The following is a 14952-nucleotide window of genomic DNA, read 5'->3' on the forward strand; positions in this document are numbered from 1 at the left end:
CATACCTTGAATCCGACTTCCTATCTAGTTAAAGTGACCATTTCTATCGCTAGTGAACGCTGTCAGATAGGTCTGAGTTGAATTTGTAACCGTGCAACAGGCTATATAACCGCGAAATCGAATTATTCGAACGGACGGAGGGACTGAGTCATCCGGTGGGGGTTGATGTTCTCGTAAATGGGTTGGGTTGCCGACAGACCGAAGCTGAGTGGTCATTTGATTACTTGCGAGAGCATAGTGCAGAAACGACGATTTCAGGCGGTTCAAAGTCTACAACAGCAAGAGCCGCTGAAGGTGAAATTCTGGTCGCCGCAAAACTCCATAGTGCCAGAGAAACTGATCTCGCAGACGTTCTTGCGATGGTTCCCGCGATTGACTTCCAGAAGGTTGAATTACATCTCCACCGGGGTGACGAAGAAGCGCTTCGATCGCAACTCAGTGCAGCGAAGGATTTCATTGAGGAAGGAGGACTTGACCACCGATTTAAGAGTATGTTTGGCAAATCAGCCGCCTCATCAGAAGACATTAAGACACTAGTTTCATTCCTCAAGCAGCAATTGGATTAACCGCAATGTGGTCGCGAATCCCAACAGTAGATGTCGAATCTACCGCCCCGGATTAACCAACAAGTGTGTCGGCTAGCAGGGATATGTTGGTTAACAGCGAGTGATGAGTTCCGGAAATCTTTCTGGAAACAGCGGAAAACCAACGAAAAGAGCAGCCTACAGTGCCGTTTGGGGTTCTTGATGCTTCGTACCTGAAATCCGGAAGCGGCACGCCGTGGCTTATCAGATATTCAGCTGTTCTAGAAATTGTTGACTAACAGATGCCGTTCACCATTGACTTCCTAAACAACGGGCGTGTTCTGGAGTGGGAAACAACCGCCGACGGCGCCGTCGCTACTGAACGGGACGACTATACACCGCGTTTCTACGTCGCCCCTCGCGATCCCGACGCCGACATCGATCTCACGGCACTCCAGTTGGTGTACGACCAACACCCAGACGTCGTCGTTACTGAGATGGTTTCGCGGCGGCCCGGCTTTCGACGAGATGAGGAACCAGTCCTCGCGGTCGACGTCTCCCACACCGACCGCATCACTGCACTCGCTCGGCAGGCACGCCAGCTCTCCGACTATCCGGTCGGTGACCTCACCTGTTTCAATGTGGACTTCTCGCGAGAGTTCCGGTACTGTCTGGAGAACGATATCGATCCACTGCCAGCGAGCGAGTTGTCGACGCTCCGACTTAGTGTCCCGGTGAACGAAACGAGCAACGACATCTACGGGCAACTGTCTGTCGCCAGCGACACCGTCACCGGCACACCGACGGAGATCCTGACCGCCGTCCAAGCAGCTCTCGAATCGCACGATCCAGACGTCCTGGTCTGCTCGACGAGCGAAATCGTTCCGACCCTCTACAAGATGGCGACAGACGCCGGCGTCGACGACTTCTCGATGAGTCGGTGGCCGGACGTCGACTACCAGCAACTCGCAAGCCGGTCAACTTACTCAAGCTACGGTCGTGTCGGCCACTCGCCGGCGCGGTACAACGTGCCCGGCCGGGCGATCATCGACGAGTCGAACACGTTCTTCTACGGAGAGACGAATCTCGACGGCGTCCTTGACCTCATGTCACGGTCGAAAAAGCCCATCCAAGAGCTGGCGTGGGCATCCATCGGCAACGTGCTGACTGCGATTCAGATCTGTGAAGCACACAACCGTGGCGTCCTCGTACCGTGGAACTCCTGGCGCCACGAGTTCTACAAGGAAATGGGGACGCTCCACGACTCCGACCGCGGCGGCTTCATCTTCGCTCCCGAGGTTGGCGTCCACGAGGATGTCCACGAACTCGACTTTTCGAGTCTGTATCCGAACATCATCTGTACCCGGAACGTCTCGCCCGACGTCATCCGGTGTGACTGCCACAGCGACCGCGACGACGTCCCTGGTCTCGGGTATTCGATCTGTGACGAGCGGGACTATCTCGTCGACGTCCTCCAACCCATCATCGATGCTCGCGACGAGATCAAGACGGCCATCCGTCGTGAACAACAGCGTGGGGAGCCCGACGAGGAACGACTGGCGGAACTCGAGAGACGGTCGGGTGCGCTGAAGTGGATTCTCGTCGCCTGCTTCGGGTATCAGGGGTTCAGTAATGCGAAGTTCGGCCGGATCGAGTGCCACGAGGCGATCAACGCGTATGCTCGCGAAATTTTGTTAGCGGCGAAGCAACGTTTGGAGGCCGGTGGGTGGCGTGTCGTCCATGGCATCGTCGACTCCATCTGGGTGACGCCCGATCCCAACGTCGACGACGATGACCACGAGAACCTCGAGGTGCTCGCGACAGAGATCACGGAGACCGTCGAGATTCGGCTCGAACACGAAACCCACTACGACTGGGTCGCGTTCGTCCCGCAACGCAAGAGCGACGCCGGCGCGTTGACGAAGTACTTCGGAAAGGTCGCTGGGGAAGACAACTTCAAGATCAGAGGTATCGAAGCCCGGCAGCGCTCAACGCCGCTGTTTATCGAGAAGGTCCAGCGGGACTGTCTCGAACAGTTCGATGCGACCCGCTCGCCTGACGCGGTACTTCATCGTCTTCAGGACGCCGTCACGCGTCTCCATGCTGGAACAGTCCCAGTCGAACACCTCGTCGAACGGAATCGTGTCTCCAAGCCGCTGGAAGGGTACACGAAGAACACACAGAACGTGGCGGCGCTGAAGCGGGCTCGGGACCAGGACCTCGCCATCCACCCGGGACAGGACATCGAGTACGTAGTCGTCGACGACGAGAAAGGCTCACGAGAACGGGTCGCGTTGGCCCACGAAAAGATAGAGTCGTACGATGTGTCGTACTACGAGACGCAACTCATCAGAGCTGTCGAGAGTGTGCTGTCACCGCTTGGCTGGGACCAGACGGAAATTCGGCGAGAGCTTTCAGAAAGCCGTGAACTGGAGTTGACAGACTTCCCGAGAACCAGCAATAAATGACTGTCGTCGAGAGTACTTACGTACTTACAGCTATACTCCCTCCCCCCGTCATCGATGTGTAAAACAGTGAGAGGGTAAAGGGGTGAGAACGTGAGAACGATCAACAAAGCCGTAGACATGAAGAAGACGGATTCAGCAGCTAGAATTATATTTTCATGAGGAACGTATATCGTCTGACGAAGTTTTATATGTAAGCCGTAACAATCAAAACCGTACTGGAAACAAATGCAAGTGTTAGGAGGAGAAAAACTCCGACTAAGCGACGTTATTATCTTCGGCTAACTCTTCTCCCTATGTCCTATTCTATTCGTTACTGATCCTTTTACGGCCCTTATCGTCCAGTTTTATGCTTTTGCTCACAGAGTCTCTTCTCTCCACCCTGCCGTTTACACTTCGATGACGGGGGGTGGGGGTTGCGTGATCGTCTATCTAAATCGACTAGAGGTGAATTGATCGATGTGAAAAGGATCGCTATTGATGTCGCTGATGATTTGGTCGGCACTCTCTCGGCCATTCTCTCACCAACCTTTACACATCGAACACGGGGGGTGTGGTCCGAGTATCAGTGCCCGATTCGATGTTACTGTTCGTGGAACTCCTTCAATTGTGCATTTACGACTGACCGTAGGAGTTCTTCTTGATTGGCCATTCCCTCAAAACGGGTGTCATCGATGATCCGGGTCATCATCGCTTCTGGATCGCCTGTAAATGTGAACTCCATGTACATCCCGCCTCCTCGTCCACGGCTCTTTCGAGATGTCGAGATTAATCCATACGTCGAGAGTTCCTTGACGTACTTGACGTACGTCTCTCGGGTCATTTGGTCGGCATCGAGATCGTTTGTCACCCACTGATAGACCTTGAATCCGACAGGACTTGGGACGGAACTGCCTGTCCGGTTCGAGTAATAGGCGACTGCCGCAGTCGCATACAACGAAATTTTCTTTTGAGTTGTAAGCCCCTCTACGAGTTTCAGTGACCGATCCTTGTCGATTTCTTCCTGGGAGTCTCGAACGTGATCCTCGGTCACTTCTTCGTCCCCCCGTTCGTCCGCGAGGTCGCCGGCTCCACGGAACAGATCAATTGCCTTTCGTGCGTCACCGTGACTCTGCGCAGCGAACGCTGCCACGAGCGGTATCACGTCATCTTCTAGTGCGTCTTGACGGAATGCATCACGTCGATTTTGGAGAATTTCGCGCAACTGATTCGCATCGTAGTCTGGGAAATAAACGTCACGTGGATTGAATGAACTCTCGGCACGCCCGTCGATGTCTTCCATAAATTTCGGATCGTTCGTTAGTGCAGCGACGGACACGCGGCCTTCAATTTCATTCGTGTTGCTCGCTCGTGATAGCTGATAGAGTAGTTTCGAGTACGCAGGTTCGTCGTTTTCCCGCCGACCAACTAGAAGATCAATCTCATCAAGAATGAAGATGACCGAATCGTAGTGCTCGTTGATTAGTTCGTACAGACGTCGATACTTCCGCTTCGTCGATACGCCGGTCTCTGGTACGCCGACTTCCGTACCAACGTCCTTCGCGACGGTCTGGACGAGTTCGTAGACGGCTTGATCAAGGGTATTAATCGGCTGGCAGTTGATATCGACAACGCCGAAGTACTCACCTTTGGATTGGCAGAGTTCGATAATCTGTTTTGTGACGGCCCCGATGATGAGCGACTTTCCCGTTCCGGCGGGACCGTACAGCAGCATATTTGGCGGACGGTTCCCTTGGAGCGTTGGCTTCAGAAATGAGACTACTGACTCCAGTTGGTCGTCGCGACCGACGATTCGCTCCTCATCGATAATTGTGTCTGGTTCGACAAGATCGCGGTTAACGAAGACAGATGCCTCTCCTTCATCGTTGAGCATATCTCGGATTGATTGTTGAGCATCATCTTCGCTAGATACTTCGTCTTGATCTAGACTCTCGTCTCTGGTACCAGCCTCTCGGACGGCCTCTATTTGTTCTCTGTTTGATTTAGAATCACCTTCTTCATCAAGGCTTGATTGATTTTCCCCATCTTGATTACTCCCGGCCATATGTCTGCTGTACGCCGAAGCATTAAAAAGATTAACCTCCGTCGATGTTTATTCGGCCTCAGAATTCAATATAACGCCAGAATTCTTAGTTCTACTACTCCTTCGATGTGACCGACACCGAAGTATATCCAGCGAGAGACCCCCCATTATCGATGTGTAACGAAGAGACGCTGCGCTTCGTGGAATTTGAGCAGCTATAATCGCAGGTGTACCTTCCACTATCCGTCATCGGAATGCAAGCCGTGCGTCTGGACTCCCCCCATCATCGAAGTGTAAACTACGGAGCGAACACCCCCCGCCATCGAAGTGAAAACCGTAACAATATCCGATTTTTTCGTGCTCAATCCGCGAATTTCATTTCGTATACTGAGTATATTTGTTTAACCTGAGGGTGTCATAGAACGATTACCACACCAAAGAGCAGGGTGAATGCTGAGATGGTATGGCCTCAGCGACCCTGCAAGATGATCCTTCGGTAGAGACGTTCTTCAATGTCGTGGAGACCGAGACGCTAGCGCTGTTTGAGCATCTCTCCTTCGAGTTTCTCGAAGAGTTCGACGTGTTCGCCCCGGCGGAGACGGGGCGAACACGAGAGCACGAGCCACCAGAGATGATGTGTGGCTTCCTCCACTGCTACTACAAGGATATCTACGGTATCCGCCCTGTTGCACGAGAGCTCCACAATACGGTTGTCTGGCTTGGCTGTGGCTTCGATCGACCGCCGTCGAGAGACGCGGTCGATCGTTTCCTCACCGATCTCGAACACNACGAAGAGTACTACTACGGCTACGGCTGTACAATCGTCTCGACCGGGCAAAAGATCCCGATTGCGGCAGAGTTCACAGAGAGTAAGCAAGCACCAGAAGAGACGGCGATGCGCGTCACGCGTGACGCGCTCGCCGTCGCCAAGCCGATCTGGATGATCGGTGATAGCGCCTACGACACGCTCGACTGGCACGACCACCTGCTGGCCGCAGGGGTCGTGCCAGTCGCTCCGTACAACGCGCGAAACACTGACGACCCGAAAGACATCGAGTACAGAGTCGAAGACCGTATTGAAGAACACAGCGAGGACGTGCAGTTGAAGCAATCGACGCTAGACGAGACGTATAACCGCCGGACAGGAGTCGAACGAACCAATGAATCAGTCAAGGACTGCGGCCTCGGGCGAACGCACGCCCGAGGCCGCGTCCACGCACGAGCGCAGGTATTCCTCGCTCTGTGTCTTCGCCTCGTCGTCGCAATCACCAACTACGAACGTGGAGATAATCCGGGAAGCACGATCATCACGGTGTGAGAAGTGTTCTATGACACCCTCTAACCTAGTTACTCAATTCATTTCTCACATAATCTCTCGGGGCCCAACTTCATCTTCACCGGTCTGGAGCCCACATCTAATATGTAAAGTCTATTTTAAAGACCTCTCGAAACTGAATTCGGCACATTTACACTTGACACACGGGGTGTGTGATGAGGTGTTTTTATTCGTCTGTATTAACTGGACTCTTGTACTTCGACTTCACTTTGTCACCTTCCCGCCATTGCCAGTAGTAGTAACGATTGTCGTTGATCTCCTTGATTGTGATTGTGGCCTTCGAGGGGACATCGTCTGGGAGGTCGTCGGGGGGATTGTCGAGTTCGTCCTCGTCCGACTCCTCCAGGCGAGTCTCGCGAGCTTTGTGTTCTGCTAATTCCTCGGCGTAGCGTGCGATGTTCTGGAGTCGGTCTGCAGGGTAGCCGTTGAGTGTGTTGACGATATCTGTCGGGAGTTCCGCCGGCGGCGTCGGTGGCTCGTAGGACATTAGCGGTCACCTTGTGTTAACCAACAAAGCACGCAATGGCATAGATTTGTTGGTTAACCAAGTGCGGGCTGCAAAGTACGAGTAGCAAATCACCCAGAAATAGAATGTGACGTTAGATGTCGTCAAGCCGAGGCACATTCTCGCACTTGACCATCTTCTCGGGCTTGACGGAGATGGTGTCGGCGATCTGCTGGGGGATCCCCCCGCACCGATCAGATTGTGCTCCTCTATGAACTTTCGGACCTCCTCCCTGAGTCCGTAGAACTTCCAAGAATACGCCTACCGGTTCTGGTTGTGGTCTAGGGAGACCGCCTTGACGATGCTGGCGTCGATAAGCTTCTAGATGTGCTTGAAGGCGGTCGCGTCGCTCATGCTGGGATTGTGTTCCTTGAGTTTGAACATTGAAGGGGACTGAACGAATGTTCGTTAAACTGCGTGACGGACGTTAAGCCAGACACCGAACTAGTCTACGAAGTCTCCTCGATGCTGTTTGTGAAACTCTTCGACTGACTCACAGTCGTACTCATCGAGTCGTGTAATGTGTCCTCCAAACCGATACCGTCGCCAGCATTTATGACCATCAATATAAACTGGATTACCTTCTGTTTCATTCGCGGGTCGTGTCACTTCTTCTGTGCCGTGCTTCGTAACTGCCTTCTCATCACATGTTTCACAGACCAGATTCGCGTAGTTGGATGCAAACTCTGAATCGTATTCTTCAAACGGATTTTCACAGATAGCACAAACCGATTGATCGTCACCGGGAGGAAATGTAACCATACATCTGGAATATTGAGTTACCATCAAAGAAGTTTGGATCATTTGATCTACTAATATTGTAGGGTGTCATAGAACACTCCCAACAGTGTTGATTATATCCATTTCTGGTGAAATTGTCAATAAGTAGGTCTACAAACTTATTACTGCCACCCCTGCCTAGTGAAATATTATTCACAATATTAATGATGAAGATAGAAACATAGCGAACCGGAGATATTTTCGCTTTGTGGAACCCAGAATAGAACCAAATCATTGCAACAATACTGTTTTCCCGCCTCTTTTGCAAGTTAGAATAATGACGGTGCAGGACTCCTCGGAGACTGAAGATCGAAAAGACGACCACCTTCAAATTGTTCAGAATCGAGACGTCGAAACTACAGGTACAGGCTTCGAAGACATCCAGCTCGTCCATAGCGCGCTCCCGGAACTCGATTACGACGCTATCGACCTGTCCATCGACTTTCTGGGCCACGATCTATCTGCTCCGATCTTCATCGAGAGCATGACTGGTGGTCACCACAACACTACGGAAATTAATCGGGCGCTTGCCCGGGCCGCCAGCAAGACCGGTATCGCAATGGGCCTCGGTAGCCAGCGAGCAGGCCTCGAACTCGACGACGAACGCGTCCTCGAATCGTATACTATCGTTCGCGATGTCGCACCTAATGCGTTCATCTACGGGAATCTCGGCGCTGCACAACTCAGGGAGTACGACCTCGAAATGGTCGAGCGGGCAGTCGAGATGATCGACGCAGACGCACTCGCAGTCCACCTAAACTTCCTTCAGGAAGCCGCCCAACCGGAAGGCGACGTCAATGCGCGGAACTGTTTAGCTGCGATCGAACGAGTATCTGAAGCACTCTCGGTGCCGATAATTGTCAAAGAAACAGGCAACGGAATCTCCGGAGAGACCGCTCGAACGTTGACTGCAGCAGGAGTTGACGCAATCGATGTCGCTGGAAAAGGCGGTACCACGTGGTCTGGGATCGAAGCCTACCGTGCAGCGGCCGCAAACGCGCCGCGACAAAAACGAATCGGTACTTTGTTCCGAGAGTGGGGAATCCCGACCGCTGCGAGCACAATCGAGTGTGTTCGTGAACATGACTGCGTAATTGCGAGTGGCGGTGTACGGACGGGATTGGACGTGGCAAAAGCGATTGCCTTAGGTGCCCATGCCGGCGGACTAGCGAAACCGTTCTTGAAACCAGCCACAGACGGGCCGGATGCTGTTATCGAACGAGTCGAGGATCTGATCGCCGAGCTGCGGACAGCAATGTTCGTCACAGGTTCGGGTTCGATTGACGAACTTCAGCAGGTGGAATATGTGTTACAGGGAGAAACGCGCGGGTATGTGGAACAACGAATCAGTAGATAGTAGTACCGTATTCACAGCTTTTAGCAGGACAGGTGTGAACACATCGGGATAGGAGGGGGTTCTATTCCGATAACTATTCAACCTGTATTTACTATTTTCCGAAAGTGAAAGATATGCAAACTGTTCTATGGTGGTCACTCTGCTAAGTAATTTTGAGTATTTACAAACGTCTCACCGTGAACCACGTTACTCCAATGAAGAAGGCAGCGGCACCAGACACTAACAGTGTCTGACGATAGCCGAACACCGTTGCAACCCCGACACTGAGCGGCGGACCGATGGTTGTACCGAGTCTGAGAACGCTCGTCCGAATACTCATAATGCTCCCGCGAAATTCGTCCGGTGCTCGTTCGTTGAGTGCCGTATCCGTAATCGGCTCTGCAAGCCCTTGGCCAAGCCCGAATAGAAGGAGTGCGCCAGCAACCACGTAGATGGAGTCCGCGAGAGCTACGACGGCGAGTCCGATCCCGTAACTCACGAATCCAAGCGCGATCGATTGGAAACTTGTGAGTACTTGAAGGATTCGGTCACCTTGCATTGCGGTCAGTCCCATCGTGACCGCAGGCAATCCCACGAGAAGGCCGATACCCGCTGAAGAGAGGTGATAGTCATTCGCGAGCAGGAACGGAACAGCGGTGAGTTGTGCGCCATAGAGGATGACGAAGATACCGAAGATTGCTAGATAGAGTACAAGAAAGGGAGTCATCGGTGTAGAGCCAGTGAGGAATTGACGGATACTCGAATTCACGTTTTTCTCGTCGCGTTCTGGCTCCTCGAGCAAGGTTATGCCGGGTACAGCGACGAGTAACGCGAGGAGGAAACACGCGAAGGGAGCCGACCAAGCGATTGTTGCGAGCGCACCGCCGAGTAGCGGATAGCCAGCAGCACCCACCGCAAGAATCGCCGCGTTGGCACCGATCAACACACGTCGTTGTTCACCGGAATAGAGGTCTCCGAGGAGTGTAACCGTGAGCATCACGACCGCACTACTCGCCGTACCTTGGATCGCTCGCAGTACAAGAACCAGCGTGAAATCAGAGATGACGATAATGCCGCCTCCACTGAGTCCGAAGACGATGAGCGCCGGGATTAGAATCGGTTTCCGACCGATTCGGTCGGACAGCAGCCCGATGGGGAGTGTGAGAAATATCCCAGGAAGCGTGAACGCGGACAACAAGAAACTGGCCTGTGACTCCGAAATGTTCCAGGCTTCCTGCACCGCTGGGAGTGCAGGACTGATGAGTGAGACACCCATGACAGCGACGAGCGTACACGCGAAAATCACGGCTGCTGCCGGCGAGTTTCGGAGTTTCCGTATCCATTCCATTCGTTCTATTACTTTCTCGGTGATTGCACCCTGTAAGTCATTCGCTACAGGGCGGTGGTCACGCTGATCGGTATTGGAGAAATAGTTCTAATTCTGTTGCCTGTTCAAGATTGAGTGAAGTAGCAGATTCACCCGATGTTGACTGTGGATCTCACTTCTACGGATACGTCGATTCACGTGACGCTGAGAACGAGTTTTCCTTGTACGTGTTCGGTCTCACCTACTTCGTGTGCATGTGCCGCATTTTCGAGTGGGAATTTGGCACTAATCGTGGGGCGCACTTCCCCAACATCGATTAGTTCACTAATGGTGGTTAGGAGCGACGGGGAATTCGACCGTCCACTTACCACCTGTACATCGATGTCGCGGTTATTGGTGAGCACTCCGGATGGTTGTCCAACGACTGAAACGAGCTCCCCATTTTCCTTGAGCACGTCGACTGAGCGTGCTGGGATTTCACCCCCGACTGTATCTACCACGATATCGACATCGTCAATCACTGACTCGAAGCGCTCCTCGCGGTAGTTCACGAACTCGTCGACGCCTAACTTCCGGAGATAGTCTTCGCTGTATCCCGACGCCGTGGCGATTACGTCGGCCCCCTTCCATTTCGCCAGCTGGACGGCCATATGTCCGACACCACCGGCTGCACCGTGAATGAGAACTCGCTGATCGGCCGTGCAATCAGTATACTCAAATAACGCTTGCCAGGCGGTCTGCGTGACGACCGGCACGCCAGCTGCCTCCTCGTGATCGAGCGATTTGGGCTTCGGGGCTAGTTGCTCGGCAGATGTGGCCGAATACTCCGCATAGGAACCTAACTCCGGGAACCCATTGACACCGAACACTGCATTACCCGTTTCAAATTCGGTAACTGACGCGCCGACCTCCTCGACGACGCCTGAAACGTCCATCCCGAGAATGAGTGGAAACGGATTCTCGGGCAGCATCGACACCATCTGCATTCCCTGACGAATCCGCCAGTCGACTGGATTGACGCCCGCTGCGTGAACGTGAACGAGCACTTCATCATCGAGCGGGTCCGGACGGGGTGCATCCTCGTATCTGAGGACATCCGGCGAACCGAACTCGTGCATACGAACAGCCTTCATTCTATCCGTCACTTGGAATCATTCCTCAGTAGGTGAGTCCGAGCTACAGAATCTTAACCGCTCTTCATCATGACCACTCGATCTCAGAGAATCTGCTGTCAGCAATATTTATAAAACCGACTTATTCTCGTTTGATTGCCGCACGTTGGCCTTTCTCAATCGGTGCCCCGACTGTGTTCCCCCACTCGACCCATGACCCGTAGTAGTTCCGGACGTCCTCGTATCCGAGCACCTCGTGGAGAACAAACCATGTCAGTGCAGACCGCTCACCGATGCGGCAGTACGTGATCACGTCCTCGGTTTCGTCAATACCGTGTTCTTTGTACATTGATCGGAGTTTGTCTTCAGGTTTGAAGCAGCCGGTACTCTCGACGACCTGATTCCACGGAATATTACGCGCACCGGGAATATGCCCACCACGCTGGACGCCCTCATTCCATCCGGGCGGGGCGAGTATCTCACCACGGTACTCCTCGGGTGTTCGCACGTCGACGAGTGCCGTTTCCCTCTCGATCGCATCCATGACATCGGGACGGTCAGCTCGGATGTCCGGCTGGTTCTCATCGACCGCGTACGACTGCGACGTAAACTCCGGCACCTCGGTCGTGAGCGGCGCATCGCGCTCCTCCCAGAAACCCCGTCCTCCGTCGAGCAGACGGACGTCTGCGTGCCCGTAGTACGTGAAGAGCCAGTAGGCGTGCGCGGCGAACCAGTTCATCATATCACCGTAGATGACGACCGTCGAATCAGGGCAAATGCCAAGCGCACCCAGGAGTTCTTCGAATGCCGCTTCGGACGGCACATCGAAGGTCGTCGGGTCCTGAAGGTCGGTTCGCCAGTCGACCTTGCTCGCACCGGGGATATGTTCGTGCTCGTAGTTGCTGGGATCGATGTCAACTTCGAGTACACGTATCGATGGGTCGTCTTTCTGCACCTCGTCAAGTCGGTCGACGAGCCACCCGACGGAGACAACTGCGTCGGTGGAAGAAGTAGTCATATCTGGGGATTAGTCGGCGCACGCATTAATCTCCTGCTGTCACACACCGACGGAGCTATTCGAGCCACCGCGTGGGTTCGTCCCGATCGACGTAGCGGTGGATGAGTTTCGACTCGGCTTGTCGGAGCCGATAGGAGAGCGTCGACCGGGGAATGCCGAGTTCGACAGCAAGTTCGTCAAGTGTCGTTTCCCGTGGCGGATCGTAATACCCCGCTGAGACAGCTGTGCGGAGTGCAATCTCCTGCTCCTCCGGGAGATTGACACCCGTCATCTGCTCCCGTCGCCATTCGCTGGCATCCCGGAGGTGGCCCATCTTGAACGAGAGCCCGTTGTGGAGTCTCGCTCCGAGTTCATCGTAGAAGATGCCGATTTTCTCGTCCGAGCGCATAAGAACACGCCACCAGCACGTCTCTTCGTGCCGCCGGGTCTCGAAAATCAGTCCATCGGGCAGATGCTTCCCGGCGAGCGTGTGAACGGACTCACACTGACGGATATCCGCCAGGTACGAGTACAGGATGAGCTCGTTCGTCGTACGTTCCACGACGTCGTGATGACGTTCTGCCGCGCACCCCTGTTCGGTGATTGCTTCCCCACAGCAACTGTCGTCAAACCGGATGTCTTCGAGACGGTCGAGAGCCGTCTCGGGACCGGTAACGTGCTCCATCCGCCAGAAGGCGTGTTCGTCGACGACTGCGTCGAGCGAGTGCGCGCTGAGCGTCGAGTGCTTGAGAAAGACATCCATCACAGGATCGGCACCCTGCTCGTAATCGATAGCAAACGTGAACTCCCGCATTGTACGTCGATAATTGTCGCTCGACAAAAGCGCTCCCGATTTCTCAGAACAGCGCTTGTACGACGAAGAGCATCACAGTCGCGACGATCACGAGGCCGGTGAGCACCACGAGAACCGGCTTGTACCCCGTGGATCGGAGATCTTCGAGCTGAATTTCGAGCCCGAGTCCAGCGAACGCGATGAGGAACGCCCAGTCGGAAAGATTCGACAGCGAAGTGATCTGCGCGCTACTCAGAAAGCCGAGGTTCGCGACTATCAGCACGGCGAGAAAGCCGAGGACGAACTTCGGAAACGTGTCCCAGAGGGATCGCCACTCGACGGCGCTTCCAGCAGTTCCACCGTCCGCCGTGACACTCTTCGATTCGATCTCAGCGGTTGTGCGGGCGTAGTAGATGGCGTAGACGATGGCGACGAAACCGATCAAGGAGTTTCGAGTGAGTTTCACGAGGAGCGCCCACTGACCAGCAGTCTTCGAGAATGCGAAACCAGCAGCGGTGACAGGTCCAGTGCTGAACATCGTCAGCCCAGCCCAGATGCCGAAGACAGTCTCGGAGAGACCGAGTGCATGGCCGATGAGCGGATAGACGAAGAGAGTCGTCGCATCGAAAAGGAGGACGGTCGCAGCGGCGTACGCGATACGGGTATCGTCAGCGGCGATGCTCTCGGCGATGGCGACGACAGCCGACACGCCACAGATACTCGAACCGGCGGCGAGAAGAGAGCCGGTTTCCTCTTGGATGACGAAGACGATCCGTGCGAGGAGTTCGATGACGACGATGGTCGTAATGACCGTGGCAACAACGAGCAAGAGGATCGCCGGCCCGGCCGCGATGACGCGGTCAAGCGCCACGCTCGCACCCATGACGACGATGCCGAGTTCGAGCCAGAGCTTGTGGGTTCCGACGGCAGTCTGCGCCCAGTCCGGAATCCCATACAGATTCCCGATGAGGAGTCCAAGGGCTATCGTGATGATGAGGTGGTGCACCGGGATGACAGTGGCAACGAGCCGTCCGGTGAGTCCGATCCCGACGAGGAGCGCAAGGCTGGGGAAGAGCGTTCGGTTCATTCGATCACCACGGGATCGGAACGCCAATAGAAACGACCAGGAGTGCGAGGAAACCGAGCAGGACTGCCTGCCAGCCGCTTTCGAGGGTCATCCACCACTGGGTGAGCGTTTCGGAGACGTGGTCGGTGTTGGTCACTGTGTCACTTTCTCGGAGGAGGAATCGAATGAGAGTTCGGTTGTCGTAGGACAAAATTGTCGAACGACAATTGAGCGGATTCTCGAACCCGTTCAGATGGAAGGCTCACGAATGGAAGGAGGCAGAGTAAGTGGAAAAACTGAGTACGGTCGAAAGGTGTTCCCTCCCAAGCATCCCATCCGAGTGGTTGATGATGTTCGGTGTAGGGATCAAACCGAGTTGCGGACACTAAGAAAATGCTCATAGAAAGGGCGGGGACGCTATGGGGAACACATGCATTGAGAGCCTCAATCCCGACTTCCAATGACAGGATTTTCTCATTGTTGCCGCTACTATCTTCGGCGGTCAGAGATCTCTCTACTTCGATTGCTTCTTGTTGAGAGGATCCAATCTTAGGATGTGAGCCAACATCCTCTAATCCACACAGAGGGTGTCATAGAACTCTTGTCACACCGTGATGATCGTGCTTCCCGGATTATCTCCTCGTTCGTAGTTGGTGATCGCAATAACGAGACGCAGACACAACGACAG

The 14952-nt window shown here is 54.1% G+C and carries 13 protein-coding genes and 1 pseudogene; 4 read left to right on the forward strand and 10 right to left on the reverse strand.

Going from position 1 to position 14952, the window contains the following annotated elements:
- Positions 1-155 precede the first annotated feature (155 nt).
- Both N5098_RS14145 and N5098_RS14150 read left to right on the forward strand, forming a co-directional pair.
- Positions 156-566 (forward strand): hypothetical protein, encoded by a 411-nt coding sequence (locus N5098_RS14145; RefSeq protein ID WP_267638537.1) that lies wholly within the window; start codon positions 156-158, stop codon positions 564-566.
- 260 nt (positions 567-826) lie between these two features.
- A complete protein-coding gene (locus tag N5098_RS14150) occupies positions 827-2992 on the forward strand; it encodes a type B DNA-directed DNA polymerase (protein WP_267638538.1) in 2166 nt (721 codons plus the stop codon).
- 580 nt (positions 2993-3572) lie between these two features.
- Here N5098_RS14150 and N5098_RS14155 read toward each other — a convergent pair.
- Positions 3573-4862: an orc1/cdc6 family replication initiation protein gene (locus tag N5098_RS14155; RefSeq protein WP_368408028.1), complete on the reverse strand. Its 1290-nt coding sequence runs from the start codon at positions 4860-4862 to the stop codon at positions 3573-3575.
- A gap of 613 nt (positions 4863-5475) precedes the next feature.
- Here N5098_RS14155 and N5098_RS14160 point away from each other — a divergent pair.
- Positions 5476-6330 (forward strand): transposase, encoded by an 855-nt coding sequence (locus tag N5098_RS14160; protein ID WP_267638540.1) that lies wholly within the window; start codon positions 5476-5478, stop codon positions 6328-6330.
- A 184-nt stretch (positions 6331-6514) separates the two neighbouring features.
- Here the strand turns inward: N5098_RS14160 and N5098_RS14165 are convergent, their stop codons facing one another.
- The 3 genes and pseudogenes from N5098_RS14165 to N5098_RS14170 all read right to left on the reverse strand — a co-directional run bounded on the left by N5098_RS14165 (position 6515) and on the right by N5098_RS14170 (position 7615).
- Entirely contained in the window at positions 6515-6835 is a 321-nt protein-coding gene (locus N5098_RS14165) for a DUF6788 family protein (protein WP_267638542.1), read from the reverse strand.
- A gap of 112 nt (positions 6836-6947) precedes the next feature.
- A pseudogene (locus N5098_RS17645) lies at positions 6948-7249 on the reverse strand (PadR family transcriptional regulator); the annotation flags it as partial.
- Positions 7250-7297: 48 nt separating this feature from the next.
- Entirely contained in the window at positions 7298-7615 is a 318-nt protein-coding gene (locus N5098_RS14170) for a hypothetical protein (RefSeq protein WP_267638543.1), read from the reverse strand.
- Between the two features lie 295 nt (positions 7616-7910).
- On the opposite strand from N5098_RS14170, the gene fni reads away from it, so the two are divergent.
- A complete protein-coding gene (gene fni / locus N5098_RS14175) occupies positions 7911-8990 on the forward strand; it encodes a type 2 isopentenyl-diphosphate Delta-isomerase (protein WP_257301191.1) in 1080 nt (359 codons plus the stop codon).
- 160 nt (positions 8991-9150) lie between these two features.
- On the opposite strand, the gene N5098_RS14180 is transcribed toward fni, so the two are convergent.
- From N5098_RS14180 to N5098_RS14205, 6 genes are all read right to left on the reverse strand, one after another.
- A complete protein-coding gene (locus N5098_RS14180) occupies positions 9151-10317 on the reverse strand; it encodes an MFS transporter (RefSeq protein ID WP_257301192.1) in 1167 nt (388 codons plus the stop codon).
- A 173-nt stretch (positions 10318-10490) separates the two neighbouring features.
- Positions 10491-11414, reverse strand: a complete 924-nt coding sequence (locus N5098_RS14185; protein ID WP_257301193.1) for an NADP-dependent oxidoreductase — start codon at positions 11412-11414, stop codon at positions 10491-10493.
- A gap of 136 nt (positions 11415-11550) precedes the next feature.
- Positions 11551-12426, reverse strand: coding sequence for a sulfurtransferase (locus N5098_RS14190; protein ID WP_257301194.1), 876 nt, complete (start codon positions 12424-12426; stop codon positions 11551-11553).
- A 55-nt stretch (positions 12427-12481) separates the two neighbouring features.
- Positions 12482-13219 carry a helix-turn-helix domain-containing protein gene (locus tag N5098_RS14195; RefSeq protein ID WP_257301195.1) on the reverse strand — a complete coding sequence of 246 codons (738 nt, stop codon included), beginning with the start codon at positions 13217-13219 and terminating at the stop codon, positions 12482-12484.
- Between the two features lie 43 nt (positions 13220-13262).
- Positions 13263-14285, reverse strand: a complete 1023-nt coding sequence (locus N5098_RS14200) for a YeiH family protein (protein WP_257301196.1) — start codon at positions 14283-14285, stop codon at positions 13263-13265.
- A gap of 4 nt (positions 14286-14289) precedes the next feature.
- Positions 14290-14421, reverse strand: a complete 132-nt coding sequence (locus tag N5098_RS14205; protein WP_257301197.1) for a hypothetical protein — start codon at positions 14419-14421, stop codon at positions 14290-14292.
- Between the last annotated feature and the right edge of the window lie 531 nt (positions 14422-14952).

Origin of the sequence: Halovenus rubra, from assembly GCF_026586665.1 — an archaeon.
GTDB classification, from domain to species: domain Archaea; phylum Halobacteriota; class Halobacteria; order Halobacteriales; family Haloarculaceae; genus Halovenus; species Halovenus rubra.

Coding starts and splice junctions, on each gene's coding strand:
- N5098_RS14150 (WP_267638538.1), top strand. CDS start 827: ATGCCGTTCACCATTGACTTCCTAAACAACGGGCGTGTTCTGGAGTGG.
- N5098_RS14155 (WP_368408028.1), bottom strand. CDS start 4,862: ATGCTCAACGATGAAGGAGAGGCATCTGTCTTCGTTAACCGCGATCTT.
- N5098_RS14165 (WP_267638542.1), bottom strand. CDS start 6,835: ATGTCCTACGAGCCACCGACGCCGCCGGCGGAACTCCCGACAGATATC.
- N5098_RS14170 (WP_267638543.1), bottom strand. CDS start 7,615: ATGGTTACATTTCCTCCCGGTGACGATCAATCGGTTTGTGCTATCTGT.
- fni (WP_257301191.1), top strand. CDS start 7,911: ATGACGGTGCAGGACTCCTCGGAGACTGAAGATCGAAAAGACGACCAC.
- N5098_RS14180 (WP_257301192.1), bottom strand. CDS start 10,317: ATGGAATGGATACGGAAACTCCGAAACTCGCCGGCAGCAGCCGTGATT.
- N5098_RS14185 (WP_257301193.1), bottom strand. CDS start 11,414: ATGCACGAGTTCGGTTCGCCGGATGTCCTCAGATACGAGGATGCACCC.
- N5098_RS14190 (WP_257301194.1), bottom strand. CDS start 12,426: ATGACTACTTCTTCCACCGACGCAGTTGTCTCCGTCGGGTGGCTCGTC.
- N5098_RS14195 (WP_257301195.1), bottom strand. CDS start 13,219: ATGCGGGAGTTCACGTTTGCTATCGATTACGAGCAGGGTGCCGATCCT.
- N5098_RS14200 (WP_257301196.1), bottom strand. CDS start 14,285: ATGAACCGAACGCTCTTCCCCAGCCTTGCGCTCCTCGTCGGGATCGGA.